Origin of the sequence: Halodesulfovibrio marinisediminis DSM 17456 (assembly GCF_900129975.1) — a bacterium.
In the GTDB taxonomy this organism is placed as follows: domain Bacteria; phylum Desulfobacterota; class Desulfovibrionia; order Desulfovibrionales; family Desulfovibrionaceae; genus Halodesulfovibrio; species Halodesulfovibrio marinisediminis.
Genome location: NZ_FSRG01000003.1, coordinates 845,651 through 871,547 on the forward strand (window position 1 = coordinate 845,651; position 25,897 = coordinate 871,547).

Sequence of the window (25,897 nt, forward strand, 5' to 3'; positions counted from 1 at the left end):
AACGAAAAGGCTAATTATCACATAAGATCATAACATGTTGGCATTCGACAGTATTTGTTTATGCTGTGCGATAGGATACGGTATTTAAGGCTAAACAATCTTGTTTTTATTACCACCCATTGCTCATAAAGAAGGCCTTAACGATGAATCGCTAAGGCCTTTTAATTGTTCTTATCCGGAAAAATTCCATCTGAAGAGATTTCTTCCTTTTAGGTAGTGTCGATAGTACCCAACCAAGTTACTGCTCAAAAATAATAGTTCCATAGCAACCGCTACAGGAGACGAGGCAAGGTAATTATGCGGTATCCAGAACAATGTCCCGATGATCATTAAGATTCGAAGTCTTTTGTCATTTTTAGAAAATGCACCTGCTGTATGGAAAGTTGTGCCTACGCAGCTCAAAACACTTAACATTCCCTCAAACGTCAATGCTGTTGCCATGAGTGCCAGACCAATGAATAAAGCCATTGCCCTTGGTGATGTTGTAAACACACTTGTTAGATAACGAAGTGTTGCCACCAACATCAAAAAACCGGCAGTCTGGTGTCCAAGCAAGAAGAAGTGAGTTGAGATCAATGTACCGGAGACAAAGAGGCATTGAACAATTCGTTTTCGATCTTTGAATTGAAAGGACAGGATATCAAATAGGATGGCAATGCCGACAAGAACCTGCGATATGAGATAAAAAGACATGACGAATAGTTCTCCTAAAGAAAATGAATAGTAGAAGGCACGGTTCCTAAGTTGCAAAAGCTCAAAAATTTCTTATGCAGCATTTGGCTGCCTATCACCCTGTTAGACTCAGCGTCAATTCTAATTCCTTAACTTCCATCCACTCAGTATTCATATAAAAAGAACAATGTTCGTTTGTAACAAACTATAAAACACATATAATTTGGCTATGACAACACACTGTATATACAGATTAAAATTAAAAAGTTAAAGAATTGCTTTAACTTTTGCGAAGCTTGAAGTTCAGAGCCCCAATAAGAAAAGCCCCCTTAAAGGGAGCTTTTCTACAGCGTATTGAGGTAACCAACTTACCATTAGATAGCTGCGCTATGCGCGTTGATTTGTCTTTGTCCAAAATCTCCAGCGCAGATAATTTATCCTGTATAACTCCAATTTGTAGAAGTGATGCTACCATTTGAGGTTTGCCACAAACAGGCATAGGCAGGGTGACGATTAATAAATCTTGTACCTCGCTCTACTCCCATGGCGAATAGTGCGGTAGCTAGAGAATCTGCTTCTGTACAGGTTGGCGCCATTACAGATACAGCGGTGCACTCTGGCGTATTGGAAGATAATTTTTGTGAGGTCATCGGCACAATGTGGTTGTAGCCTTTAGAGGCCAGACTCTCATAGTTACCTGATGTCGCCATCGCTCTGTGACGCAACGGAATTGTATACAAGTTTTCAGCCGGAGAACTTGCATTCTGAATACCTATATTCCACTCTTGATTAACTGTCACTGAAGAACCAATGCGGATGTCTCCACCTGCATTCACAAGGAAATTATGAACGCCCTGCTGTTCAAGTTCTTCAGCTACAATATCAACGACATGCCCCTTGGCGATACCGTCCAGACTTATGGACGCTTCCGTACTGGCAAGTCGAACAGTTCGCCCTTTCATAACAACGTGTTCAGGATTAGAAAGTCGCTTCAAATCAGCCTGCAAGGACCTTGGCAGCTCTGTTAATGATCCCACATTGTTTTTTGCAAGAATATGTAAAACAGGCGCTACAGCTGGATTGAACCCTCTATTCGTCTTCTGCGTTAAGACAAGAGATCGCTTCAACAGGTTGGTCACATTAGAAGGAGTATCCTTCAACACACCTTGGGAATTAAGCACACCCAGTGGGCTTTGTGTTTCGTAACGTGTGAATAGACCTTCTGCTTTCGCTGCAGTATTAAACGCTGCTCCAATAGCCTCATCCAACACGGTTTTGCTTTCATGATAGGCTGTAATAGAAAGAAAGGTTCCCATTCGGAATTGCGTTTCCGCACGCTTGTGCAGTTGAGACAAGTCATCAGCTGCCATCACGCGGCTCAAAGGAGCCATGGGTCCAAGTGCCCCCATTGCTCCAAGAGCATAAAGAAACCGTCTTCTGCTAACCATTGACATCGGTCTCCTCCAATATTTTATCAAGATCAAAAGTTGGTTTCTTCACATCCTCTTTTTTGGGACTTTCGAGGCTGCGAACATAACGAACGGATGCGGTATCACGCTGAAAACTGTTTGTTACGTTATTAGCCAACTCGTACCCACACAGCCCCACAAACAACACAAACACTATAAGTGTAACTACAGATCGAAATTTCATGATTACTGCTCCGCCTTGCGCTTTTTGCTTGGCACTAACCAAGTTCGCATAAATGTGAGGTACTCAAATAGACTGCCAATAGGACACAACAAGGTGCACCACGGGCGCTTAATCACGAGTGATGTAACCACAATTAGGACAGTGAGTGCAAAAATAGCTGTAGAGCCAATAAACGAGAATGCCATGCCAAACGGCTCAAATTGAGCATCAGACGGATTCCTGAAATACACAGCTGCACTCATGGCAAACAATGTAAAACCACGTGCGGTCCACTTCATCCATTCCGTCTTTTTAGGAGCAGAACAGCCAGTAATTCGACCAAGTCCCTCTTGAACACCACCAAAAGGACAAAGCATTGCGCAGTATAAATTTTTACGTGTCGCAAGAAAGATAACCAGCGCCAGTACAAGACAGATCAATGCCGTGTACGATGCCATCCCTTTTGTCCAAAGACCGCTCAGGAATAACACAAGGGAAGCGAGAGAGAACTGGGCACCATACATAAAGCCTAAAACTATCGTGCACACACCCAGCAGCCCTAATCGGGCATACTTCTTATTCCACTTGAAAAAGTGGCTTGAAATGACGAACGCCAACAAAAAGAACAAGGTACTCAACGCAGCCTTACTCATCTCCTCATTGGAAAGCTGCACTGTACTTTCCTCAACGGCTGAACCTCGAATGTAGTCAACAGCCTTCTCCACGCCTTTACGCATAGCGTTGGAAGACAATGTTGCACCGGATACAGCATCTACATGAGGAAGGTTAGAGGACGACGCACCAAGAAAAGCATCAAGCACACCGTCTCCCAGCACCCGTGTAATGTATGTGGAAGTATCCGTTGATTGAACTAGCGCAACCCGTTCAATAATTTCGTCGCGGTTTACTACCACTGCAACCTGCAGTGGTCCGCCATAACTTGGGTGTTCAGCTAAGCCGATATAAAGTTTGTCATCAGGCTCACCTGTACGATGCCCTTCATACACTGAAGGACGAACCTGCTTCACCCCTTCAATATCAGCTGAGATATTCTTTATCCGTTCAAGTCCGGCTTCATCAGAGCGCACCCCGCCAGCTACCCACGCCGCTATCAGGATACACAGTGAAAGTACTGCCAGTATGCGTTCAATAGATTTTCGAGACACAGTCACTCTCCAGAGAGCTCTACGGCGAACCGTTACGTTTTCGGTTCGCCGCAGATATTGTGTTAGTTAGATTGAGTAGAGTCAGCTGGCTTTTTCATAATAAAGAGCCTGAGGCCTATAGCACTGCAAATAACAACAGGCAGACCAAGAACACCTATGAAGTACCATCCAGCGATGGATTCGTATTCACCCATAAGTGTAAAACCACCGGCAACAACTGAGCAAAACGAAGCAAATGCCATGTAAATAAGTGCCACGTGCCACCAGACGATTTTTTTACCATAAGACTTCAGCCATTCGCCTATCCCCATAACAACCAGGACTTGTAGCGCGCCCATGGTCATCCAAAACAGGTAATCAAGCATTGTAGTTCCGGGAAACATTGTATTTCTCCAATATTACTGAAAGATTGATTGTAACTGGAAAGGCATCTATTCCATGCCGTGGTAGTCCCACGTCTTCTCAACTTTGAGGAAGTTTTCTGTGCGTAGCCACCAAGGCGGATTATGGTAGTTTGCTTCCTTGCCACCGTTCCAGTCAGAGCGGTAGTCTTCTGCTTCATGGAATTTGAAGAAGTTTTTCTGCATAGCAAGCAAGCCTGTGGCAACAAGACCTGTAGGGTCACGAGGCTCCAGCTCTCGGGAGATAGTATGGATCCATGTGTTCTTACGGGAATATGGACAAACACCAATGCAGACACGACAACCAAGACCAAACTGTGTGGTACCGCTAGCCCACTGCTGGTAGCATTTCTCTTCGTTAAGCTTCCAACGCTTAAAGCCACGAACTACAGTCTTTGGTTCATCATCAAACGTGATGGCACCGGATGGACAGTTTTCTGCGCAGATTTTGCACTTCTTACAGAAGTCAGCCATCTTAACGTCGATTGGCTTGTCGTATTCAAACTCAATGTTGGTAATAACTGCTGCCGGACGGAAGTTTGCTCCAAGCTCTGGAACCATAACCATACCCGCACGGCTGTACTGGCCAAGACCAGCCAGCTGCACATAAGGACTCATCATAATTTCATAGTTATGACCCGGGAACTGTGCACGTGCCGGGTAACCCAATTCCTTGATGAATCGCTCCATAAGGCTGGCTGCACAACGGGAACGGAAATACGCGTCAAAGGAAGTTGAGTATCCAACTGCGGAATAGGTGCCGTCCCAGTTCATTGGTACACCGAAAACAATGATGGACTTCCAGTGCTCAGGAACCTTGTCTCCCCAGCTGTCATGCCCTTTGTTAGGCATACCGCGCATGAGTCCTTTGAACATGAAACGTGGGTCAAATTTAGCAATACCAACCAAAGACATGCCGAACTGATGCGCCATCCGCTTAATTAACTGGGATGCATGCTTAGGTGATTTGAACTCCATAGGCTTATCACGCCAAATGCCGCGATAGTCCCAATCCTCAGGCGGAACTGGCTTACCTGAACGCATATGTTCATCATGCGGATCTTCAGGAAGACGGTTGGTATGATCTGCGTGTTCCATGCCACCGAAACGAAGCGCACCAGTATATGCACCTGCAAGTGCATAGCGTTTATGCTTTTCCTTCTCCCATGCTTCGGCGCGTTTGATGTTACGCTGCAAGGATTCAAGCATGATCTCTAAATCGCCAGGACGAGCTCGGTAGTGATCCCCCACAGGACCAGGCAACTTGTCCACGCCCATATCAGGAGTCCATTCACCACTCTTAATGATTTTCACCAAAGCTGCTAAACGCAGGAAGAGGTATTCAGTCCACTCAGGACGCTCTACTTTACCTACCGGTGTCATCATCGCAGGAACATCTGTTCTAAATGGCTCGCGGTTAAAGAACATATCTCCGCCCTGATATGTTCGCCCATAACCGGTATACGCATCATCGGAACGACCGATAGCAAAACCGGCTCCGCCCGCACCAGCTACTGTAGCAGCCGCCGCGGTTGCACCGCCGTACTTGAGGAAGTTACGGCGCGATACCCCTTTCTTTTTCTTTTGAGATGGTTCTGGCTCGTTACTTTCAACAGACTCCTCTAATGTCTCTTCCTCTCCATATGGTGTGGAAGTAAAGTTTTTAGGGTCGTTGATAATGTCCATTGGATTTTGCTCATTCGACATTGTATGCCTCCTCTTTACTGAAAAGTTATGTCTACTGTTGCTGTTCTGATTGGCATTCGAACGCACTGCCATCGAAAGCACGTTCTAGGTCAGGCATCCCGCTAAGAAGAAAAGCAACATACTCTTCAACACACTCTGGGTGCTGCTTTTCCAGTTTTCGAGAGCGCATAACGAGATAATCTCGAGCATCAAAATCGAGATACGCCAACTCAAGATGGCACATTGCAGCGGCTTCGATATTTCCCTGCTCAATCAGGGCATCACCTTTTATCTGGAAAGCAAGATATTCAGCTCCACCACCGGATTCGATGAGTTCATCACACTGCGTTATGCAATCGTCATATTTGCCAAGTTCAAACTGACAGATTGCAACACCACGACGCGATTCTCGATGGTCTGGAGTTATGGATACTGCCTGTAAAAAATACGGCAGTGCGGATTCGTATTGCTTCATGGCCAGCAACGTTTCGCCCGACCAAAAGTTTGGCCCCATAGCTTCGGGCGCTGCCGTTGCACTGGTTTCGAAATACGTAAGGGCCTCCTGTTGTTGGCCTGTCATGGCGCAACACAGTCCAGCATGGTAGGTTGCACCAGCATGCCCTGCATCTACCGTTAATATTTCCCGGTACAGTTCAAGCGCTAATGCGTACTGCTGAGCAAACAAAGCAATATTGGCTCTGTTGAATTTTGGATTTATGCTTTTTGGTGAACGCTCAATGGCAGAAAGAAATGCTTTCTCTGCTTCCATAGGCTCATCTAACTGTAAGTGAGCCAATCCCAGTTCATTGTAAGCCTTGGCTTGCAAATCTGACGGCATTCCACCGGCAGATATTTGTCCAATTAAATAATCAACCAGTTCTTGATACGCCTGCTGGTTCTTCAGCTCGCAAATACGTTCTCCCAGTTGAGAATCAGTAATACTGCTTTGCACTTGGTTCATAGCGTTACTCCTTGGCTGCTTATTACCAAGATGCATGCCAAGAAATTTACAATCGCAATATCAGACAGTTAAAGAACGGTAGTGATTCTCAAGCACTTGCTTATGCGAAATATGACAAGAAAAATCGCTGCATATCACTTTAATTGCGATATATAGCGATTCGGGATACAGATAAGAAATGAGCAACATGGTTAACAAAGCAACACGAGAAGACGATTTGGCGTTTTTAATGGGAGCAATGACTCGTATTACGGGCAGTCTGGACATGCAGACTGCGCTTATCGAGACATTTGACTTCCTTTCCGAGCATTTTCCAATTGAGGCAATCTCCCTGCACCAATACTCTCCTCAATTGCGAAGCTTAAAACTTCTGTTCCTTGTCCAGAAAGGTCGTTTCGACTTTGTAGAAACAGTAGTCCCCATACCAGAGGAAGAAGCTGGTAATTTGCTTATGCACCATAAGGGAGTTACCAGACTCACTAGAACTTCCCAAATTAGTAATGAACCTGTTGTCGAAGCACATGGCAGAGCTCTTGCTCACCTTATCCCCTACAAGAAACGTTCATACCTCGTTGGCACTCTCCGCTCAGAAATAGAAACTATAGGTCATCTCTGCTTCATGGGTACACACGAGAACTGCTTTACCGAAGAGCATGAACGGAAGTTAAAACACTTGCTAACGCCTTTCGCACTCACCATGACCAACTTGTTGCAATACAAAAGAACCATAGAGTTTCAAAGGAAACTTAATGAAGAGAATAAAGAGCTTCAACGAGATCTGGACTTCCTGAGAGGAAAGAGAATTGTAGGTGAGCAAAACGGTCTTCGAAAAACAATGGAGATTGTCCAGCAACTCAAGGGAAGAGAAGTTCCTGCATTGATTTTGGGTGAAACAGGCACAGGTAAAGAGCTTATTGCTGATGTCATTCAAAGCATTTCACCACGAAAGGACAAACCATTTATTAAGGTAAACTGTGGAGCTATCCCAGATTCCTTAGTAGACAGCGAACTGTTCGGGTACGAAAAGGGAGCATTTACCGGTGCTACTACAAGTAAACCCGGTCGATTTGAGCAGGCGCACGGCGGCACACTCTTTCTTGACGAGATCGGGGAACTCCCGCTTCAAGCACAAGTCCGTCTGTTACGGGTGTTGCAAAACAACGTTGTTGAAAGATTGGGAAGTACTAAATCTATTGAAGTTGATGTCCGCGTTATAGCAGCCACCAATAGAAATCTTGAATTAATGCTGCAGGAAGGGACATTCCGTGAAGATCTGTATTATCGCCTGTACGTTTTTCCTATCCATTTACCGCCATTACGAAATAGGACGGGCGACATTCCGGAACTCATATATCATTTCTTAAAAAGTGCCTGTGACGAGCTGGAAATATCCCCTCTTCCAGAAATACCAAAAGCAACCACAGAACGGCTGCTTAAATACTCGTGGCCAGGTAACGTCCGCGAGCTGGAAAATTTGGTTAAACGAGGTGTAACTCTCTCCCCGCAGGGTCCCCTTCTTTTGGAAGAACTTCTGCCGCAAGACGAGGGATGGTACATCGAACCAGAAGAAAGTCAGAGCTATTTTGAAAAGTCTATTGATGCGCGAGTTGAAGCGGTCTTAGAAGCACATCTTGCGAAACTTAATCTTCCAATTCCTATAGCTCAAAACGCACTGCCACCAGCTGCTGAGTCCACTCCTGTTGTTCAGACATTAGAAGAAGCAAATCGGACGGCTATTATGAATGCCCTATCTGCAACCAGCGGCAAAATTCATGGCCCTGGTGGAGCTGCTGAGCTTCTTGATATCAATGCAAGCACGTTACGCAGTAAAATACGCAAGCTAGGGATTACTACAGAGAAAAAATAGCTCCATTACAAGATGATAAGGTCCCTCCAAGTTTTTAATTGGGGGGCTTCTTTATTCTTAACTGGCGAATCTGATATGCGTGTTTGTTACCAAAGAGAAAATAAAAAACGAGTAATCCAATCACATTTAAGTCGTCTCATCGCCCTGTAGTCCCGAACAATTTATCCTGATTTGTTCTAACAGGCAGTTAGGGATGTATGGGAGACAGTAAAAAAGCGAACTTTCATTTGACAAGTAAAGCCAAGAAATAACAGTATTCCCTTTTGAAATAATTATGTTTTAGGACTTGCTCAATGAAAGAAAAATGCTCTTTGCTCCTGCTCTTATTGTTCGTTGTCACGCCGCTTGCCACTATTGCTCTTATCCCTATACATTTGTGGGTGTTATTAAATATTGTGCTATTTACAATAATTATTACTGTAACCTACAATATGGAGCACAAAAAAAATGCTCCTGGCCCACTTGCACAATGTGGCCTTGTGGCAGGTATTATCTGTTTTGAAACTGTGCTTTGGGGATGTGCTAATTTCATTTTAACAAACACAGCGATTTCAAATACAGATACGTGGCAAACGATAGGTGCTCTGGCTGCCAGCGGCGTAACAGGTATTGCAGCTTTTGCAGCTTTTGGAATGCTCCTGCATCATATTCGAGAAAAAAACTAAACTGCCTCATCACACTGCTCGCTCCAACCCTCAATATTCGTCATGGTCAGCATATAGTTACGCTCCCCCTATTAAGCCTTAAAATTACTATGTGGGATAATTGAGGGGACAAAGGTTTAAATGCAACCGCATAACCACTAAATCAATAAGTCAGAGCGAGCAGCAGGTTTATGTTTTGTTGAACAGAAAACTACTCAGCTTTAGTTTTCCTTTCTTTTTTACCAAAAAATGCTTCAATCTCTTTCAACGAGCGGAATTTGATTGCCTCGCCTTTAGCCTCATGCATCATTGATTCAAGAGAGCGTAATTTCTTTTCAGGTGGCGTATGGTTTGGATAGCCAATAGCAAGCATTTCGAATGGAGAAAGGTAATCTGGAAGATTAAGTAATTCCTTAATTGCTTCACTCGCCTCACTGAAACGTGATGCCGTTACCCACATAGCACCAAGACCAAGGCTTGTTGCTGCCAGATGCATATGTTCAAAGCCAGCTGCCAGAGATGCTTCAAAAACATACTGCCAAATCTCTTCATTTTCACGCACTGGTTTCGGAGCCCAATTGCGTACACGCAAGTCACCATAGAAAAGAATATAGGCAGGCGCGACGGCAAAACTTGTACGCGAAATATCTGCCACATCATCTTTGCCCTGAAGTATTTGGGTTACCTTATCCTTAAGTTCCGGATCAGTCACAATTACAGCCTCCCAAGGCTGGCTGTTAAATCCAGAAGGTGCCCAACGTGCTGCTTCCACTATTTTTCCTACATCTTCTGAGGATACAGGATCAGGAAGAAACTTTCTGATAGTACGTCGATTTTTAACCAATTCAAGAAATATATTGTAGTCCATGTTTTTCTCCTTAGAGACTTTTTTGTAACGATCGTTACAAAAAAGTCTAAAAATATTATATGCATCTCTACTAAGAGGCAGAGACGACGAGCTAATTAAGTAATGATGTTGCTAAGGATACGATGCGATCTAAGGACGCACGATCCGGTGCACATTTGGCTGAAACACGAAGACCAAGTAACGTGTTATAAAAGAACTCGGCTGCTGCTTTTGGGTTAAGATCAGGCGATGCACCTGCTTCTTGCGCTTTCATGACAGCCTTTTCAAAAACTTTGACGACATCGGCACGATGGCTCGCCAAAATTTCAGCTACCTCAGAATCACGGGATGCAATTTCGGCTGTCATATTCACATAAAAACAACCACGCCGAAGCGGATCAGCAATAGTCTCTTCCACTATTTTATTAAAGAAAGAGGGAATAGCCTCGCGCGGAGGTACGCTTTCCAAGTCTCTTTTAATTCGTGCAAGACCATTGTCTAAATACCGATTCAACGCCATAAGAAAGAGCGTGTGTTTATCACCAAACGCATTGTACAAACTGCCACGACCGATGCCGAGACGTTCGACTAAATCCTGAATGGATGTAAATTCGTAGCCCAGCTCCCAAAAGAGATCGAGAGCACGGTCAAGAATGACATCCTGATCAAATTCTTTTTTTCTTGCCATAGTTAGAAAATAGCCGTTTGTAACGATCAGTCAATATTTTTATATATGACCGCCCAAATACAACTTTATCGGCATTGCCTTAACCTTTGGGATAAGGTCGCTTGAAACTGACTCACTAAGTCGTACCGTTTTTCTTCTCGAGAGCACGCTTAACAGAACAAACTACTGCGTCCCCAGTCATCAGCGGTTTAAAACAGCCATTACATGACTTACAAAACGCCTTTTCAGTACTACCTGACTTCCAGCGATTAATAAGGTCAGGCTCTGCAATCAGAGGACGAGAAAGTGAGATAAAATCAGCTACACCGTCTTTCAACATAATTTCAGCCACATCTAGAGAGCGAAGACCGCCCACAAGCATCACAGGAACTGACAAATTCTCTTTAAAATAGGCCGCTTGCTTTCTATTATATGCTTCTTTTGCAAAAGAATTAATTCCAAGTCTTGCGATATCACCTGCTAAACCGCTTGAAGTTTCTACAGCATCAATCCCAGCTGCAACGAATTGTTTCGTTGCTTCCAGAGCGTCTTCAAGGGTAACGCCACCTTCGATGAAGTCTTCACTACTGATTTTCAGCAATAGTGGGTAGTCAGGGCCCACAGCTTTACGGGTTGCAGCAATGCTTTCTGCAATAAAGCGAATACGTTTTTCAAGGGTTCCACCGTATTCATCAGTACGGCGATTATCCATAGGAGACAGAACTTGATGCAAGAAATAACCGTGGGCAACATGGAACTGCACTGCATCATATCCAGCCTTCTTAGCACGTACTGTTGCCTGAACAAACGCTTCACCAATGCGTTTAAAGTCGGCAGCATCCATTTCCTTAACATCGTCGCCCATGTCATTATCTTTTGATACTGCCAGCACTGTTAAGCCTGTAGCGGCCTTACTAGTCATTTTTCCGTTATGAAAGATTTGCAGAGCAATTTTGCCACCACCGGCATGAACTGCGTCTGTCGTTCGACGATGGCCTTCAATCTGAGAATCAGCGTAGATACCAGCAATACCTGGTGCACCACCTTCAGGAGACACAGAAGCAGAACCGGCAATAATCAGCCCTACTCCACCCTTTGCTAATGCAGCAAGGGTAGCTGTATGATGCTTAGATACTTCATCGTTAGGTAATGAAGCCCCTTCCGCTGTAGCTGAGCGTACAAAGCTGTTAGCTAACTCAAGTCCGTTGATTCGTTTTTTCTCAAATACTTTCATCATAATTATTTCTTTTGTTTACCCGATTGCCTGAGTGAACTCAGGACAACTTGTTTATTTAGTTCAGGTTACAGCCAAACTCATTAAGACACTTAAGAATGAATAACCTGTACATTCTTAAGAGCTTTTTCGGGCTTCTTTTTTAATTACGCTTTTTTTGCCCGTTCAATGTAGTTATAACTGTCGTCGGAGGTGTCGCGCTTCCCCTTGTATTTATCTGAATAGTTAGCACTCCAAATTGCACTTGCATTCTGATTCTGGTTCCAATCAAAAACGGTAGAACGATGCTTAATCCGCCATTCATCATTTCTTTTTTCAAAGATGAAATGGTGTCTGCCACCAAGAATACCTTCTTTATCCACACCGTCTTCTTCAGCAACATGATATGCCCAGATGTAGCACTCAGCTGTTGCAGTATCGCCATCCAGTTCAATCAACATATTGCTGACTCGGTGCTGGGTTGCCTTCAGAGCCTTAAAGCCTTCCATTCCCTGTGGAACAAACTCCCATGCATTACCGTTGTAGAAAAACAATTCTGGAAAAATTGGATCTTGATGTTCTTCGATAGCGTCATCCCAGTAACATGCTTTCATCAATTCACCATCTACTCGATCAAGAGAACGAGCAAATTTGTACGCTACCTCAGTAATTTCTTATTTATCCCAAAGAACTTGAATTTTTTGTGATTCGGTCATCATATGCTCCTCTAGATTGTTTTTCTTTATTTAGGATAGTTAGCAAACGATGAAAGGCAGCCTTTTAGCTTTTGCTTTCTATTGTCGGCAACTATACTGTAACGATCGTTATAGAAAAGTTTAAAAAAAATCGGATGTAAAAAGTTCTCGCTGAACATGGAGAACTCGTCCTTGACCTCTAACTAAGTATTCTGGAACGATTGGTCAAGTATGAAAGGCAAAATATTTCATCATCCAACTTCCTCTACTTTTTTTATGAAAGATTAAGGTCGTAAGTGACCTTTATAGAACCAAAAAAACGCCCCGCTTACTAGGCGGGACGTTTTTCATACTGCAATTGCAAAACAAGTGTCATAGAAAGCAATGCGAGAGGAATAGTAATTCTATTATACAACCTGAGGGTTATTCAAATAAGTTCGTTTCTTGCAAAGCCGAATCGGTAGAAATAATATTCGTTGAATAAGCTTGGTGCTGTTCAAACTCAGGCTGACTATTATCGATTTTCTTTGAAAATAGCGCAGCCTTAGCGCGTTTTAGGTTTTCATCAGCTTCTGCATAATATGCAGAATGCATGGATATGGCTTTTTCAAAGCACTTAACGGCCTTGTCATAGTTTTGCAGCAGATAATATATGTATCCGATATTATTATACGCTACCGCTTCAGATGCTGACATTCTAAATGCTTCAAAGGCTTCCTGGTAGCGTTCGGTTTTAACCAGAGCTATGCCCAAGTTATTATAGACTCTTTTTTTAGTATTCCCTGCTTTAATAGCATTAATAAAAGCATCTACCGCTTCAGCATGTTTTCCTTGCAACAAATAGCAGGTGCCAAGGTTATTGAGGACATCACCATTATTCGGTTCACATCGTAACGCCTCAAGGAAAAAGTTCTCGCCTTCTAGTGGATCACCATTGTAGTCACTTATAATGCCCATAATTGCATCTGCTTCCCAGTACATACAACCGCCACCGCTGGCTTTTTCCAGATGTTCAGCTGCCTTGTCGTGGTCATTAACAGCAAAATAAACTTTGCCTACCCCTAAGTTGGCATCATGACGATCTGCTTCCTTCTCCAACACAGCAGTGTATTCAACCAAGGCTTTTTCCATAAGCTTTTTACGGAACAGAATATCGCCACGCTTAACACGCAACTCTAAATTTTCTGGCTGGAGATGCAATGCTTTGCTGTACTGCATATAGGCTTGTTCTAAGTTCTCTTGTGCAGCGTATTGATCGCCTTCTCGAACATATGCTTGCCAGGTCATTTCTTCTTTGGGATCATGCTCTTCAAGCCATTCCTGCATACTCGCACTAGATTCAATGTTCTTTTTACAACCGGTGAGTAACAGCCCAAAACACAACAAGATAACACTAAAAACACCCCAAGCAGTTCTCATTACACCCTCTCTTGCGTTATGTTAGTAGATAAACATCTTGGAAATACGAATTACTGCCGGTCCCATGAGAATGAGCATTAACATTGGAAAAATGAACAAGATAAGCGGAATTAAAAGTTTTACAGGGAGTTTGCCTGCCACTTCTTCGGCTCGCTGCATACGCTTTGTTCTTAACGAATCAGAATAGATACGAAGAGTTTGTGATATACTTGTACCAAAGGTTTCAGCTTGGACAAGCATTGCTATAAGGCTATTTAAATCATCACAGTCAGCTCTAACAGCAAGTCGTCTCAGAGCTTCTGTTCTACCTTTACCTGCAAGCAGCTCAAGTGACATCTGTCTAAATTCAGAATGCAGGATTGGACAACTTGTAGCAATTTCGTCTGATACGCGTGCAATGCCTTGCTCCAGTCCCATTCCTGCTTCAATACAAACAACAAGTAAGTCGAGTACCTCTGGAAGCTCCCAGGATATCTCCTGTTTTCTTTTATTGATTCGGTAGGATAACAAAAAAGTAGGGAGAAAAAAGCCCACTCCAGCGGCAACAAATTGTAATACAAATACTTGCATAAGCAGAAGTTGCTCGGGATAGCGACGACCCAACCACCAGACAAAAGCTATTCCAACTAACGCTAATCCTATGCGTACAGCCCAGTATGCCTTTGGTGCCCAAGGCGCACGTAAACCAGCTTTAAATAATTTCAGGCCAAGAGCACTAGTTTTCTCATCATACTTATATGCCGTCGTTTTATTATTATTAGGTTGTGATGGCTCGGGACCACCAACTATCTTTTCAACGCGTTTTTGAACAACCTTTTTGGGATCTTTGCGCATGAAGTAATTCAACAAAAAATATGAAACAACCAAAATAGTTATTCCAACTAAGGCTGGGATTAAAATAAGATAATTCATATGCTATACCTTAATCTTAACCATACGGTACATAACAATTATGCCAAAAAACATTAACCCGCCTACAACCTTTAACAACGAAATCCCTTCTGGGTTAGTATAAAGTAAGCTCATGTATTCAGGATTGAGGTAGAAGATCACCAAACCAATTCCCACAGGAAGAATTGAGAGAATAATGGCGGAAATTCTGGCTTCTGCAGAAAGAACCCTAACTCGACCAAGAAACTTATAATGTTCACGAATAAGGTGAGCGATTGTCTCTACCAGCTCCGCAAGGTTGCCGCCTACTTCGCGTTGGATAATTACTGAGATCGCGAAAAAACGAAGGGACGGTAAATCGACGCGTTCCATTAAATTTTTTAATGCCTTTTCTAATCCGATACCATAATTTATTTCTTGAAGGGTCTTTTCAAACTCTTGCCCCAAAGGCTTATCATATTCTTCTGCAAGAAGGTTAAAACCAGAAGATATCCCATGTCCTGCTCGTAACGCACGCGCCAATCCATCTAATGCATCGGGAAGTTGTTTAAGAAATTTCGCCATCCTGAGTTTCTTTTTTATTTTAACCCATAACCATGGAAGCACCCCCACACCTATAACAAAAATAGAGGTTGCCATAAACGGCGCATGAATAACTCCATGCAAGATCAGATAAGTAATAACGGGTGCACCAATGCATAATGAAAGAAAGACCGCGGGATTCAACTGAATATCAGCTTGCAATAAAAGCCTCTGAATCGAAAAACCTATTGGCACTTTTTTAAGAAAAGTATCCAACCATTCAATGCTGGAAAATTCAGCCTGCCGGAACAAACTCTTTTGAGTAACGTCCTTCCTTTCTCCAGCCCTTCGAACGCGGGCTCCAATCTTGCCGAACTGGCGTTTACTGTATGTCAATACTCCAATTATGAAGAGAGCTCCAAAAAAAGCTGTCAAACTTGCAGCAATAACAACAGGAGAAATTTCCCATATCATGGCTGCCTCTCTTCCATAATAGTAAGACCAAAAACTTCAGGATTAATTTCGATACCATGGGCCTCAAGTTTATCCAGAAAGTAAGGTCTAATGCCCATCATTTTAAAGTGGCCAAGAACCTTTCCTGACTTATCAATCCCTTCTTGTTTGAACTGGAAAATTTCTTGCATCGTAATCGTTTCTTGTTCCATGCCAGTGATTTCTTGCATGCTCACAATTTTACGAGTTCCGTCAGAAAGACGGGAAATTTGAATAATCACATCAATTGCAGAACTGATAAAACGTCTAATGGATTGCACATCGATCAATACACCGGACATGGATACCATTGTTTCAAGTCGCATTAGAGCATCACGCGGGCTGTTTGCGTGAATAGTGGTCAACGAACCATCATGGCCTGTGTTCATAGCCTGCAACATATCGAGTGCTTCCCCACCACGAACCTCACCTACAATGATCCTGTCTGGTCGCATACGAAGAGTGTTTTTTACAAGGTCCCTTTGAGTAACCTCACCTTTTCCCTCAATATTCGCAGGGCGGGTTTCTAAGCGTACTAAATGTGTCTGTTTTAACTGAAGCTCCGCGGCATCTTCAATTGTTACTATACGTTCTTGCTCAGGGATAAAACGCGATAACACATTCAAAAGGGTTGTCTTACCACTACCTGTTCCGCCCGAAATAAGTACATTAAGTCTTGCCTTAACAAGACCTTGAAGTAGCTTGGGGATACCTTCAGTTGGTAATGTACGGAAATTTATGAGGTCTTCAAGCTCAAGAGGGTCAACCGAGAACTTTCGAATAGATAATGCGCTTCCATCAAGGGCAAGAGGAGGAATAATGGCATTAACACGGCTGCCATCCTCAAGCCTTGCATCAACCATAGGGTTAGCTTCATCAATCCTGCGCCCTACCCGGTTAACAATTCGATCAATAATTTTACGTAGATGCTCTTCATCCTTAAATCGACTTGGTGTGAGCTCAAGCAATCCAGCGCGTTCAACAAATACTTGTTTAAACGAGTTTACCAGAACATCGTTGACAGTTGGATCCTTCAAATAAGGCTCCAACGGACCAAGTCCTAAAATCTCATCCTTTACTTCTTTGAGTAGGAGTTTTCTCTCAAGCGCATTTAACGGCACATCAGCAAATTGTTCAGAAAGTATTATCTGAATATGACGCGTAAGCTGATCTGCCAACACTTCTTGCGGCATTCTCTCAAGCGCTTTAAGATCAAAGGCTTCGATCAACGCATCGTGCAATTGCAGTTTTATCTCATGATAACTGTTGCTATAATCTTTGGAATAATCAGCAGTTTGAAGGCGATCTAATGGTTGCTTCTTAGCTGCAGACTTTTTTTCCAGAATTTTGTTAATTCTGTTACTAAGCGTCATTCGAAGCCCCTTATTGTATTATATTCTTGAGAAAAATCTTGATTTTTTAGCTCGTGGTTCACTCTTGGTTATTTTCTGTGCTACTGCACGAATCCCTTTAGCGGATGGAGAATGAGGGTACGCCTCAAGCAGCGGAATACCACGGTTAATTGCCGACAGCGGTTTTTCGTTGTCTTCTGCTATTTCTGCAAAAATATCTTTATGAGTTATCTGCTCAATTTCATTCTTTTCAATAATCACTCTCGATGTATAACGATTAACAATAAGCTTAATCATTTCACCTAGCATCGGTGAGACCTGTTTGCACAATTCGACAACATACTTAGCACTTGAAAGGCATGCTAGCCCCATCTGAGTGATCATTAACGGAGAATCAACGCGTTCTAAAATAGTTAATGCTGCATTGTCCTGTACTGAACCTGCATCAACAATGACCATGTCGAAACTGCTTGTTGCAGCAAATAGTAAATCCTGAATACTATCGGAAGATAGTGTGAGACGATCGTGATGTTGTGCAGGCGCTGGCAGCACATAAAGATTGTCACTGTATTTATAGAGGATACTTTTGAGGAAGGTAGAATCAATCCGCGATTGGTTGGTCATTGCATCCACCCAACTATAATCATGCTCAAAATCCAAAAAGAGACTTACATCTCCATATGGTCTTGAAAGATCGAGCAAAACAACTTTGCGTCCTTTCTCGGCAAAGTAGGTAGCCATTCCGACAGCAATGGTGGTTGTTCCCACCCCTCCTCTGGCTCCCAAAATAGCAATCGATGTTCCTGCGGAGAGTCCTTCTTGAGTAGCTAAGAATTTTTCTCTGTAACGGCGAAGAGATGCAATAAAGTCGTCTGGCGCTAATGGTGATGGAAGGAACTCGTCTACTCCCATTTGAATACAGCGTAAAAGTAAATCTTGGTGATAGTTACTAGCGGTCATCAATATACCACCAGAATACCCTTGCTGTTTCATTCCAAAAACCTCTTTCAACGTAGTTTCTGGTTCTCCACTTACTTCGATAAGCATTAAAGCATTCTGTGCTTCCAAAGGATCATCAACAAGTTCAAACCCAGGAGTACGCTTTACCGCCTCATTCAGTTGCTGAGAAAGCTGATTATCAGAAATAAGAATTGAAACTCCGATTACTGTATCGTTTGCACACATAGCGTCCCCTTTCTCACTGTCTGCTGGAGTCTTTCACAAATTTCAAAGTGTATATTAAACAGTCTCCACTACCATTGCCGGGAACTGGTTGCGCAGCCATTCCACGTATAAAGCGACCGGTAACATCATTCCCTGTCAGTCCTTCAATAAAAACTGCTCCGAGGTAGTTTACAAATACTGTGTTTCTTCCTGATGCTGGAGGAAGCAACGGATTGTAGAAAGCAATAATAACCACTCTAGGACTTTCTAACGGAGTTGGGAATATACTGTTAATTACTGTATTCTCAGTATCACTCCACACTGCATTAGCATCTAGAGCAATAAGGTCATCTATTCCTTGCTTAGTTGGGCCAATCATCATTCCCGGTTCCAAAAGTAATTCATCGCCAATTTCAACAGCATAGAGACTATTACTTCCTTCACAACCCGCGATATTATCACGGTATGCAGAAGCACCCGAAACAGGATCCCCTTTGTTTACAGGAGGTAAGTCAATTGCACTAGCTTGCCCGGGAACAAGTGTATCCTGCGGATTGCCGAATTTTAATATTATTTGCGTTCCAAGATCACTTTCTGAGTACCCTTGAACAACTACAGTCTGCATTTCTAAAGGGTCATCAACATCAAGCTCACCGTCACCGTCTAAATCCGTGAAGGTAAACTTATCTGGTGCAGAAAACGGCTTAAGGCACTTAGATGAACAAACACTGGCTATTTGCACGCGCGAAGCTGCAGTAACATCAAATTCATCAACATCAAGTACAGAACCAAAGATGGTTGATAATGAGTTACCTCGATCTGTCGTACGAGAAATCTGAACCTCTATTTCATTAGGTGATGTGGTATCAGGGGTACCGTCAAGATAGTACGTTACGTCACTATCCTGCAGCGCTGTTGTCGGCACATCATTAGTGTCCAGATTAGCTCGACCATATTCAACAGCTTCCGCCGTTGGTTCATCTAAGTCTGAGCCGCTCACAAGTAGGCTACGCCCACCAGCAAGTGCTGCTATATCTGCAGCTTTTTGCAAATGAGCGCGTTTTTCCCGCAAGAGACCTACGTCGACACCAAATGCAACAAAGCCCAAAACAACTACAAGCAATATTGCCATGATGACGCCTACCGCGCCGCGTTCATTTTGAATAAGTTGGTATAGTCGTTTCATACCATCCTCACGGTATTTCGTACGTTACATATGAAGTAACATCCCCTGGAATTACCCATCTGGTAAAATTACCAAACAAAGGTACCATTGGAAGTGTAAGCTTCAGCTCCCCAGCGTTTGGTGACGTAATTTGAAGTCCACTCGCATCTATGTTTGCATTAGTCAGAACATTTTTGATTGGGTCAACATGGGGATCTCCTCGCATTATACAGACCGCACCCTCGCGAGCCGCGCGATCAAGCACAACTTGTGCATTAATTATTCTAGCTGTCTCAACGAGGCCGATAAAAATCGGGATCAGTATAAAAAACAGTACAATTATGAATTCGATAGCGATTGCACCCTTTTCATCATGTACCAACTTCATATGTAATCTCCTGCCAGTTAGGATACACTCCCTATTTCTCCGAACGCATTGTTACCGAGTGACTAATTGCCTGAACTCCAAAAGCCCCAGTGATAAAATTAGGCAGAATTATGAAAGAGAAAGGGATCGAAACTGTTACCTTTATAGCCGCAGGGGCATTAGCAGTAGCTGGGATTGGTGTAACGGTCGGTACAACCGTAGGATCCCAATCACTTAAGTAGAATGCCACAACTTCATCTATTTCTTGTTGTGTGACATCTGGTAACACAGCCAACCGTGCCCCTTCATTAGCTGCATGCACTACGGCGTGTTTTGCCCAATAGAATCGCCCAATCTCAATCGTGCCGAATACTAGCAGCAACAGAATAGGAAGCATCAGCGCCATTTCTATAGCTGCTGCACCTCGTTCAGAGCAAAATTGCCTCCGGCTGCTAAGCATAGTTTTCTCCTATTAGTCTCTTGACACTTTAAACGCGTCTGTCGATGTTGTACTTGATTTTACAGAAAGCTTTTTATCGTTATCTTGTATGTAGCTGTTATTGATGAGTAGTTGTTTATCACCATTCATCATTTCTTCTCCTATTACAGGAGGGCATTCAACTTTTTGCATGTCAGTAGCAAGATGCACGGAGTCACCCATCGGTGCCATACTGTGCCGTTCCCAAGCTTCCATTTGTTTGCAACCGCTTGCCAAAATGGCCAAACACACCGCCAACATTATATGACATAGAGTTTTCATAGGATTCCCTCACTAGTCTGCTGTTATGGTGTGACCAACTTCACCATCAAAGCCGCTGCTATTACTGAAATTAATAGGTGTAACAATTCTAGTTTTCGGTTTCTTGCCTTGCATCTTGCCTAACACGTAAAACTCAATGTCATTAGGTTCGATAATTTTGTCTGTAGGCAACGTAAGCTTAGAACCGTCAACAGGTTCAACTAAGTGTGGAGTAACAATTACGACCAGTTCTGAAAGATTTTTTCTAAATTCTGAGCTTCGGAACAACATACCAAGGATAGGAACATCACCTAAGAGAGGAAATTTATCTATAGTTTCACGCATGGAGTCGCTAATAAGTCCGCCAATAGCAAAGCTCTGTCCATTTCCAAGCTCTACACTGGTCTCTACTCTACGGGTAGTAATGGCGGGAACTCGAGTACCGGACACAGAAATAGCGTTGGTATAGTCAAGTTCAGAAACTTCAGGGCGTACAGCAATGTTGATTCTGCCGTTACCCAGAACGGTCGGTTTAAAATCAAGGCTTACACCAAAATCTCTATACTCAATACCTACAGTACCAAGTCCCTGTGGAACTGGGATAGGGATTTCACCACCAGCAAGGAAGCTGCCGTTCTTACCGCTCTGGCAGACGACGTTAGGTTCTGCGAGAACTTTCAACAGACCATTTTGTTTGAGGGCGTCTACAAAACCACTCCAGTTAGCTCCGCCAGCACGGAAAGAAAAAGCAGAATCGATGTTTTCAGAAAGTCTGAAGTTGCCGGAATCATCAAATCCTGTAAGGGAGTTCAGGAAGGTATAGAATACTTCACCATCCAACAATTGACCGGACTTAATGTAAGCAATGTTAATGCCTATGCGTTTAAGAACACTTTTCGAAACTTCGGCGATACGTACTTCAAGCATAACCTGCTGTACTCCACCTACTTTCAAAAGATTTACTACTTTATCAGGGGCATATGCTTGAGCTAAAGAAACAGCTGTAGTTACACTCTCCGGGCTTTTAACTACACCAGACAGTGTGAGTGAACCGTTAGCCCCATCAACTTTAATGTCAGACTCATCCGGTAGTACCTTTCTGATAAGCCGTTTGAGACTAGTGACATCTCGACTTATTACTACATCAAATACATGTACTAAGACCCCGTTTTGGTTCCATAAAGAAAGGGTCGTTGTGCCAACAGATTTCCCATTCAGATACACTTGATGTAGAGATAGCAGATTTACGTCTGCAATATTAGGGTCAGCAATGCTGATGCGGCTGATGTTACGATCGCTGTATAAAATTTGAGACTTACCAACCGCTGCTTCAATCCTGTCAATTTTTCTTAGCTCTAAGTACTTTTTCTTTTTTGCTAAAGCTTGAGAGCTCAGCGCCACTCCCAAAAAAAGTACAGCCAAGACCACTACGAATTTTCGAATCGTTATCTGACTTGTCACAGGAGATTCCTTTGTCTTGTGGTTACTGGATACGAATAATATTAACTTTATTCCCCCGAAGCACCTCTACTTCATACTCATGCCCCGCACTAGGCATCTCTTCTTGCTTCTGGCCAACCTTGCCGCCTCTGAAAGATGACAAAGCCTTTCTTGAATCAGCTCCACTGGTAAATACAGTGGCCTCATCAGAACTATGACGCAGAGCAAAATGTAAGGAGCCGCTGGAAGCAGCAAGAGCTAACACTTCGCCTTCCTCTGGGGTAACCTCAAGTGTGTACACATCTACTGGAGCAGCTTCTTTGCCATCAGCAGCTGGGCTCAGCTTTTGACCTGTGGCAAGAACTTTAAGGTTTTCAAGAACCACTTTAGTTATTGTGTTGTTATCAACCCTTAAAGTGGCTAACACATCAACAGTGTCACCAGGATGGATAAGACCTGACAACCCTAGAACCTTATTGCCTTTTACAGCCATGGCTCTTTTCCCCGGGGCTATCAATGCACCAACGCCGCTTTTGTCAATGTCGGTGGATGCAAGTCTGACATCAGTTATTGGCTCACTGTAATAAATAGTGAATCTACTAACACGTCCTACAACTTCTTTCTTTGTAGCAAATGAATGTTCAGGTTTGTTATCAGGTAGGTATTCTTTAACTGTAAGCATGTTGTGATCAATCAAAGTACCAGGTGGTATTGTTACTGCTGCAACAATGACAGGAACAGTATTGATATCTTGCTTAACAGTAACCTTTCCCTTCTCTGGATAAGACTGCATCCAGCTAATGGTAAGGTAGCCTGCAATAATAGCAAACAAGGCCGCTATAGAAAGTTGCACAATTAACCGTTTGTTCATAATACTACCTTTTGCAGATTTACTATGGCGAGGTTTGGGAAATAGTATGACAACAATAACGTTGCCACTGTACCACCAGCTATCGCTACACCATAACAAAGCATGGGCATTGGCTGCTCTTCTTCAGGGAAAAGCGCAAACCTGCGTAAGCCGATTGATACCAGGATCCAATCTCTCGTTTTTCTAAGAAAATTCAATAACGCCCCCTTATGTGTAAGAAGTACAAACAGGGCATAGATGCCACCTGCCAACGCAGTGAGTAAAAAGGCAGTGATCGTGTAATTAGGTCCAAGGCATGCTCCTACAGCCATAAACAGCTTGACATCCCCAGCACCAATCACACCGATCGCGTAAGGTAGTAAAAATAGTAGAAAGGCTAGTCCGGTGCCCATGGCGGCTGAACTAAAATCAGGCCAGCCACCCCAAACACCATGTGCTGCCCAGAAGAACAGAATTGCTGGAAGCACAAGTGCATTTGGAATAATTTGCAACCGAATATCGTAATACGCAGATAGAACAACAAGTCCGATAAGAACTATTTCCATGGCTCCTTCTGTTTGGTTAAGGTGGCCCTAAAATGGGCCACCATTGTTTCATATTTCGAACTTCTTCATTCAATCCTACGAGCTAGCCTGTTGGAAGCTCCTTATCTACTTTGTCAAAACCTAACTTAACCTTTGTACCCACTGATGCGACGATCGCTACAATTACTGCTGCAATAAGTGCTACCAACAGTCCATATTCAACAGCACTTGCGCCACGTTCGTCCGTAATAAACTGTTTAATTCTGTTAATCATAAGGCCCTCCAATTACTAAAAGTAAGTGTGTTTCTTTTTGGAACTATTGAAAATAATTCTATACTGTAGAATATAGATGGCTTTACCCATGTTGGGAATATTTATTTAAAGTATATTCGGTATAATATTTTGGAATGTCAGCCCGTTGGGGTATTTTACAACTGCCATATCCTGCACGTATTCAAGACAAAACATGGCATCAAAGTTAAGCCATAAATTGCATCGATCATCACTGCACTCTCGTGCATCAGCTATTAATGGGGACTTGGGGACGACTAAGAAGTTACCGCCTAATATGACTAAATAAATTCTACCTGCCTTGATGTCGGATTTTGACTCTCCAGCTCAGGATGAATCATTTTTTGATGAGTTAGGAAGGATTGTAGCAATAGAGCTATGTTGGCTAATCAATTTCAAACGCATGATTTGGAGCCACGAAGTCTTCGTAGGTGAGATCTTCCCTAACTTTCAGCACTTGTTTGCTGCATCTTACTTTGAACAGATTAAGGCTGGTTACGAGGCCCACTATTTTTAAGAAATCAGAGAAAACGGATTAACGTTTCAAGAGCTCATTCGTCGGGATAGACATCGTCAATTACCTGAAAATTTTGCTCTACCTTTAGCCCCACAAGTGTGACAGTAGCTACAATTACAGCTGCAATTAGAGAAGCTAACAGCACGTATTCTATAGCACTTGCAGCACGCTCATCCCTAAAAAATTGTTCAATGCTTTTGATCATAACCACCTCTAATTAATAAACTAAACACCCCTAAGCTTTTAGAGCTAGTGAACATAACCCCATGGTTAAATATAGTCTGATATACGTAAGCTGTGAACGTGTATTTCATTATACCCTATATAATCTTTGTTTTGCTTATTAGTTAAAAGCCACCTTGGACTAAGGGGGACACCTCGTAACTACTGATAATGATAAACAACCAATTACTGTAATGTGGTAACAAAACAATAAGGAAGGGTTCGGATTGGAATTTCCAATCTGCACTCGTTATTCGCTAACAAAGTGATGGCAGGCTTATGTACTCTCTATGAATTCTTTGCTGTGTTTTGTTTTAAAACGAAAAAAGCCCTTACGTTTTTGCGTAAGGGCTTTTAGTAATGTTTTGTATTTATTGCTTTATTTGACTTTGATTCAAGTATCTGCAGAAAAAACGACATAGTCACAGATAACGATGGGTCTTTATCCTTCATCCTCACCTGAGCCATCAAAACGATAAAGATACCGAAGCTCACATATTCCATGTCCGGTATCTCCGAGAGTACAATTCTGTCGCGTAAAGCCTAGAGCTTCATATAATGATGTGGCTTCTCGTAATTTATGTGTTGTTTCCAGATAACAAGCATCATATCCATACTCACGGGCAAACTTCATGGCCATCAAAACTAGCCGACGCCCCAAGCCTCTTCCACGGCATTCAGGCATAAAATACATCTTTTGCAGTTCGCAAAGATTGCCGCAGGCCCCCTGAAGTGGTCCAACACCGCCTCCACCGAAGATTTGCCCCTCTCTTTCGACAACCCAGTAACTACTTCCCGCAGCTGTATAAGCCTCACTCATGCTATCGACCACAGGATCGCCTACGGCGTATCCTTCTTCAGCCTTTAGTCCAAATTCATTAGAAACGTTTCGGATTACATCCGCCACAGCGGAATTATCCTCCGGCATAATTGGGCGAATGGAAAAGTCTTTCTGCAAGCGGCGATATTGCAAAGCCTTGGCATATGTTTTCAGCCCTTTCATCACAATCTCCTGCTCTTGCGGACTGAGAAGCTCAAGAGCACCTGCCACAAGTTCATCAGCCTCGGCATGGACCTGCTCAACGCGCTTACGACCTTCATCAGTGATAGAAACATCTTTTGCACGTCTATCTTCTTTATTAGGAGAAAACACAACTAGTCCAAGCTTACCTAAGGATGCTAACGTCCTGCTAGCATTCGATTTATCAATAAGCAGCATGTCCGCTATAGCCTGAACAGACAAAATCTTATTTGAGGATAATTCCAGAAGCGCATGTGCCTCCGGTACTGTTAGCCCCTGTTGATCAGCACGGTTAGCGACCAGTCTCCACTCTCGGGCAAGACTTCGAGAATATTTGCGAATGCCCCGAACTTGAGTAACGTTCATGATATCTCTCTTTTTCATATAGTTGCGTTACGCAACTAATAAAAGCTGGATAATTATTTTTGTCAACTACCCATTGCCGAAA

At 43.1% G+C, this 25,897-nt stretch carries 28 protein-coding genes; 2 read left to right on the top strand and 26 right to left on the bottom strand.

The window, feature by feature from the left end; genetic code table 11:
• Positions 1-171 precede the first annotated feature (171 nt).
• The 7 genes from BUR09_RS04050 to BUR09_RS04080 form a co-directional block, all read right to left on the bottom strand.
• Complete coding sequence (locus tag BUR09_RS04050; protein ID WP_074215651.1) at positions 172-693, bottom strand: YgjV family protein; 522 nt, start codon at positions 691-693, stop codon at positions 172-174.
• Positions 694-1,106: 413 nt separating this feature from the next.
• Positions 1,107-2,120, bottom strand: coding sequence for an FAD:protein FMN transferase (locus BUR09_RS04055; protein WP_074215652.1), 1,014 nt, complete (start codon positions 2,118-2,120; stop codon positions 1,107-1,109).
• A complete protein-coding gene (locus tag BUR09_RS04060; protein WP_074215653.1) occupies positions 2,113-2,325 on the bottom strand; it encodes a hypothetical protein in 213 nt (70 codons plus the stop codon). The genes BUR09_RS04055 and BUR09_RS04060 overlap by 8 nt, the downstream gene beginning before the upstream one ends.
• A 2-nt stretch (positions 2,326-2,327) precedes the next feature.
• Positions 2,328-3,470 carry a 4Fe-4S binding protein gene (locus BUR09_RS04065; RefSeq protein WP_074215654.1) on the bottom strand — a complete coding sequence of 381 codons (1,143 nt, stop codon included), beginning with the start codon at positions 3,468-3,470 and terminating at the stop codon, positions 2,328-2,330.
• A 62-nt stretch (positions 3,471-3,532) separates the two neighbouring features.
• Positions 3,533-3,853 (bottom strand): hypothetical protein, encoded by a 321-nt coding sequence (locus BUR09_RS04070; RefSeq protein ID WP_074215655.1) that lies wholly within the window; start codon positions 3,851-3,853, stop codon positions 3,533-3,535.
• A 48-nt stretch (positions 3,854-3,901) separates the two neighbouring features.
• Positions 3,902-5,578, bottom strand: a complete 1,677-nt coding sequence (locus BUR09_RS04075) for a 4Fe-4S dicluster domain-containing protein (protein ID WP_217694165.1) — start codon at positions 5,576-5,578, stop codon at positions 3,902-3,904.
• 31 nt (positions 5,579-5,609) lie between these two features.
• Positions 5,610-6,518, bottom strand: coding sequence for a tetratricopeptide repeat protein (locus tag BUR09_RS04080; RefSeq protein WP_074215656.1), 909 nt, complete (start codon positions 6,516-6,518; stop codon positions 5,610-5,612).
• 178 nt (positions 6,519-6,696) lie between these two features.
• Here BUR09_RS04080 and BUR09_RS04085 point away from each other — a divergent pair, with 178 nt between their 5' ends.
• Positions 6,697-8,385, top strand: coding sequence for a sigma-54 interaction domain-containing protein (locus tag BUR09_RS04085; RefSeq protein WP_084539319.1), 1,689 nt, complete (start codon positions 6,697-6,699; stop codon positions 8,383-8,385).
• Between the two features lie 293 nt (positions 8,386-8,678).
• Positions 8,679-9,050: a hypothetical protein gene (locus BUR09_RS04090; RefSeq protein WP_074215658.1), complete on the top strand. Its 372-nt coding sequence runs from the start codon at positions 8,679-8,681 to the stop codon at positions 9,048-9,050.
• Between the two features lie 190 nt (positions 9,051-9,240).
• On the opposite strand, the gene BUR09_RS04095 is transcribed toward BUR09_RS04090, so the two are convergent.
• The 19 genes from BUR09_RS04095 to BUR09_RS04185 all read right to left on the bottom strand — a co-directional run bounded on the left by BUR09_RS04095 (position 9,241) and on the right by BUR09_RS04185 (position 25,815).
• A complete protein-coding gene (locus BUR09_RS04095) occupies positions 9,241-9,897 on the bottom strand; it encodes a nitroreductase family protein (protein ID WP_074215659.1) in 657 nt (218 codons plus the stop codon).
• A gap of 91 nt (positions 9,898-9,988) precedes the next feature.
• On the bottom strand, positions 9,989-10,564 hold the full coding sequence (locus BUR09_RS04100) for a TetR/AcrR family transcriptional regulator (RefSeq protein WP_074215660.1): 576 nt from the start codon (positions 10,562-10,564) through the stop codon (positions 9,989-9,991).
• 115 nt (positions 10,565-10,679) lie between these two features.
• On the bottom strand, positions 10,680-11,780 hold the full coding sequence (locus tag BUR09_RS04105) for an NADH:flavin oxidoreductase (protein ID WP_074215661.1): 1,101 nt from the start codon (positions 11,778-11,780) through the stop codon (positions 10,680-10,682).
• 143 nt (positions 11,781-11,923) lie between these two features.
• Positions 11,924-12,427 carry a nuclear transport factor 2 family protein gene (locus BUR09_RS04110; protein WP_217694171.1) on the bottom strand — a complete coding sequence of 168 codons (504 nt, stop codon included), beginning with the start codon at positions 12,425-12,427 and terminating at the stop codon, positions 11,924-11,926.
• Between the two features lie 447 nt (positions 12,428-12,874).
• Positions 12,875-13,870 carry a tetratricopeptide repeat protein gene (locus BUR09_RS04115; protein WP_074215662.1) on the bottom strand — a complete coding sequence of 332 codons (996 nt, stop codon included), beginning with the start codon at positions 13,868-13,870 and terminating at the stop codon, positions 12,875-12,877.
• 21 nt (positions 13,871-13,891) lie between these two features.
• The gene (locus BUR09_RS04120) at positions 13,892-14,782 is read right to left on the bottom strand and encodes a type II secretion system F family protein (protein WP_074215663.1); all 891 of its coding nucleotides are present in this window, start codon (positions 14,780-14,782) and stop codon (positions 13,892-13,894) included.
• Between the two features lie 3 nt (positions 14,783-14,785).
• Positions 14,786-15,757, bottom strand: coding sequence for a type II secretion system F family protein (locus BUR09_RS04125; protein ID WP_074215664.1), 972 nt, complete (start codon positions 15,755-15,757; stop codon positions 14,786-14,788).
• Complete coding sequence (locus tag BUR09_RS04130; RefSeq protein WP_074215665.1) at positions 15,754-17,148, bottom strand: CpaF family protein; 1,395 nt, start codon at positions 17,146-17,148, stop codon at positions 15,754-15,756. The genes BUR09_RS04125 and BUR09_RS04130 overlap by 4 nt, the downstream gene beginning before the upstream one ends.
• An 18-nt stretch (positions 17,149-17,166) precedes the next feature.
• Complete coding sequence (locus BUR09_RS04135) at positions 17,167-18,312, bottom strand: AAA family ATPase (RefSeq protein ID WP_074215666.1); 1,146 nt, start codon at positions 18,310-18,312, stop codon at positions 17,167-17,169.
• 13 nt (positions 18,313-18,325) lie between these two features.
• On the bottom strand, positions 18,326-19,477 hold the full coding sequence (locus BUR09_RS04140) for a TadE/TadG family type IV pilus assembly protein (RefSeq protein ID WP_074215667.1): 1,152 nt from the start codon (positions 19,475-19,477) through the stop codon (positions 18,326-18,328).
• Positions 19,478-19,484: 7 nt separating this feature from the next.
• Positions 19,485-19,844, bottom strand: coding sequence for a TadE/TadG family type IV pilus assembly protein (locus BUR09_RS04145; RefSeq protein ID WP_074215668.1), 360 nt, complete (start codon positions 19,842-19,844; stop codon positions 19,485-19,487).
• Positions 19,845-19,875: 31 nt separating this feature from the next.
• Complete coding sequence (locus BUR09_RS04150) at positions 19,876-20,283, bottom strand: TadE/TadG family type IV pilus assembly protein (RefSeq protein WP_074215669.1); 408 nt, start codon at positions 20,281-20,283, stop codon at positions 19,876-19,878.
• Positions 20,284-20,295: 12 nt separating this feature from the next.
• The gene (locus BUR09_RS04155) at positions 20,296-20,583 is read right to left on the bottom strand and encodes a hypothetical protein (protein WP_074215670.1); all 288 of its coding nucleotides are present in this window, start codon (positions 20,581-20,583) and stop codon (positions 20,296-20,298) included.
• A gap of 12 nt (positions 20,584-20,595) precedes the next feature.
• Entirely contained in the window at positions 20,596-22,023 is a 1,428-nt protein-coding gene (locus BUR09_RS04160; protein ID WP_074215671.1) for a type II and III secretion system protein family protein, read from the bottom strand.
• Between the two features lie 22 nt (positions 22,024-22,045).
• The gene (gene cpaB / locus BUR09_RS04165) at positions 22,046-22,873 is read right to left on the bottom strand and encodes a Flp pilus assembly protein CpaB (protein WP_074215672.1); all 828 of its coding nucleotides are present in this window, start codon (positions 22,871-22,873) and stop codon (positions 22,046-22,048) included.
• Complete coding sequence (locus BUR09_RS04170) at positions 22,870-23,418, bottom strand: A24 family peptidase (protein ID WP_074215673.1); 549 nt, start codon at positions 23,416-23,418, stop codon at positions 22,870-22,872. The genes cpaB and BUR09_RS04170 overlap by 4 nt, the downstream gene beginning before the upstream one ends.
• 82 nt (positions 23,419-23,500) lie before the next feature.
• A complete protein-coding gene (locus BUR09_RS04175) occupies positions 23,501-23,671 on the bottom strand; it encodes a Flp family type IVb pilin (protein WP_074215674.1) in 171 nt (56 codons plus the stop codon).
• Positions 23,672-24,240: 569 nt separating this feature from the next.
• Positions 24,241-24,411 (bottom strand): Flp family type IVb pilin, encoded by a 171-nt coding sequence (locus BUR09_RS04180; RefSeq protein ID WP_074215675.1) that lies wholly within the window; start codon positions 24,409-24,411, stop codon positions 24,241-24,243.
• A 459-nt stretch (positions 24,412-24,870) separates the two neighbouring features.
• On the bottom strand, positions 24,871-25,815 hold the full coding sequence (locus BUR09_RS04185; RefSeq protein ID WP_074215676.1) for a bifunctional helix-turn-helix transcriptional regulator/GNAT family N-acetyltransferase: 945 nt from the start codon (positions 25,813-25,815) through the stop codon (positions 24,871-24,873).
• Positions 25,816-25,897 lie beyond the last annotated feature (82 nt).

Coding starts and splice junctions, on each gene's coding strand:
- BUR09_RS04090 (WP_074215658.1), top strand. CDS start 8,679: ATGAAAGAAAAATGCTCTTTGCTCCTGCTCTTATTGTTCGTTGTCACG.
- BUR09_RS04170 (WP_074215673.1), bottom strand. CDS start 23,418: ATGGAAATAGTTCTTATCGGACTTGTTGTTCTATCTGCGTATTACGAT.
- BUR09_RS04135 (WP_074215666.1), bottom strand. CDS start 18,312: ATGTGTGCAAACGATACAGTAATCGGAGTTTCAATTCTTATTTCTGAT.
- BUR09_RS04130 (WP_074215665.1), bottom strand. CDS start 17,148: ATGACGCTTAGTAACAGAATTAACAAAATTCTGGAAAAAAAGTCTGCA.
- BUR09_RS04155 (WP_074215670.1), bottom strand. CDS start 20,583: ATGAAAACTCTATGTCATATAATGTTGGCGGTGTGTTTGGCCATTTTG.
- BUR09_RS04120 (WP_074215663.1), bottom strand. CDS start 14,782: ATGAATTATCTTATTTTAATCCCAGCCTTAGTTGGAATAACTATTTTG.
- BUR09_RS04060 (WP_074215653.1), bottom strand. CDS start 2,325: ATGAAATTTCGATCTGTAGTTACACTTATAGTGTTTGTGTTGTTTGTG.
- BUR09_RS04150 (WP_074215669.1), bottom strand. CDS start 20,283: ATGCTTAGCAGCCGGAGGCAATTTTGCTCTGAACGAGGTGCAGCAGCT.
- BUR09_RS04145 (WP_074215668.1), bottom strand. CDS start 19,844: ATGAAGTTGGTACATGATGAAAAGGGTGCAATCGCTATCGAATTCATA.
- BUR09_RS04050 (WP_074215651.1), bottom strand. CDS start 693: ATGTCTTTTTATCTCATATCGCAGGTTCTTGTCGGCATTGCCATCCTA.
- BUR09_RS04085 (WP_084539319.1), top strand. CDS start 6,697: ATGAGCAACATGGTTAACAAAGCAACACGAGAAGACGATTTGGCGTTT.
- BUR09_RS04140 (WP_074215667.1), bottom strand. CDS start 19,477: ATGAAACGACTATACCAACTTATTCAAAATGAACGCGGCGCGGTAGGC.
- BUR09_RS04075 (WP_217694165.1), bottom strand. CDS start 5,578: ATGTCGAATGAGCAAAATCCAATGGACATTATCAACGACCCTAAAAAC.
- BUR09_RS04105 (WP_074215661.1), bottom strand. CDS start 11,780: ATGATGAAAGTATTTGAGAAAAAACGAATCAACGGACTTGAGTTAGCT.
- BUR09_RS04070 (WP_074215655.1), bottom strand. CDS start 3,853: ATGTTTCCCGGAACTACAATGCTTGATTACCTGTTTTGGATGACCATG.
- cpaB (WP_074215672.1), bottom strand. CDS start 22,873: ATGAACAAACGGTTAATTGTGCAACTTTCTATAGCGGCCTTGTTTGCT.
- BUR09_RS04125 (WP_074215664.1), bottom strand. CDS start 15,757: ATGATATGGGAAATTTCTCCTGTTGTTATTGCTGCAAGTTTGACAGCT.
- BUR09_RS04115 (WP_074215662.1), bottom strand. CDS start 13,870: ATGAGAACTGCTTGGGGTGTTTTTAGTGTTATCTTGTTGTGTTTTGGG.
- BUR09_RS04055 (WP_074215652.1), bottom strand. CDS start 2,120: ATGGTTAGCAGAAGACGGTTTCTTTATGCTCTTGGAGCAATGGGGGCA.
- BUR09_RS04080 (WP_074215656.1), bottom strand. CDS start 6,518: ATGAACCAAGTGCAAAGCAGTATTACTGATTCTCAACTGGGAGAACGT.
- BUR09_RS04095 (WP_074215659.1), bottom strand. CDS start 9,897: ATGGACTACAATATATTTCTTGAATTGGTTAAAAATCGACGTACTATC.
- BUR09_RS04180 (WP_074215675.1), bottom strand. CDS start 24,411: ATGATCAAAAGCATTGAACAATTTTTTAGGGATGAGCGTGCTGCAAGT.
- BUR09_RS04185 (WP_074215676.1), bottom strand. CDS start 25,815: ATGAACGTTACTCAAGTTCGGGGCATTCGCAAATATTCTCGAAGTCTT.
- BUR09_RS04175 (WP_074215674.1), bottom strand. CDS start 23,671: ATGATTAACAGAATTAAACAGTTTATTACGGACGAACGTGGCGCAAGT.
- BUR09_RS04100 (WP_074215660.1), bottom strand. CDS start 10,564: ATGGCAAGAAAAAAAGAATTTGATCAGGATGTCATTCTTGACCGTGCT.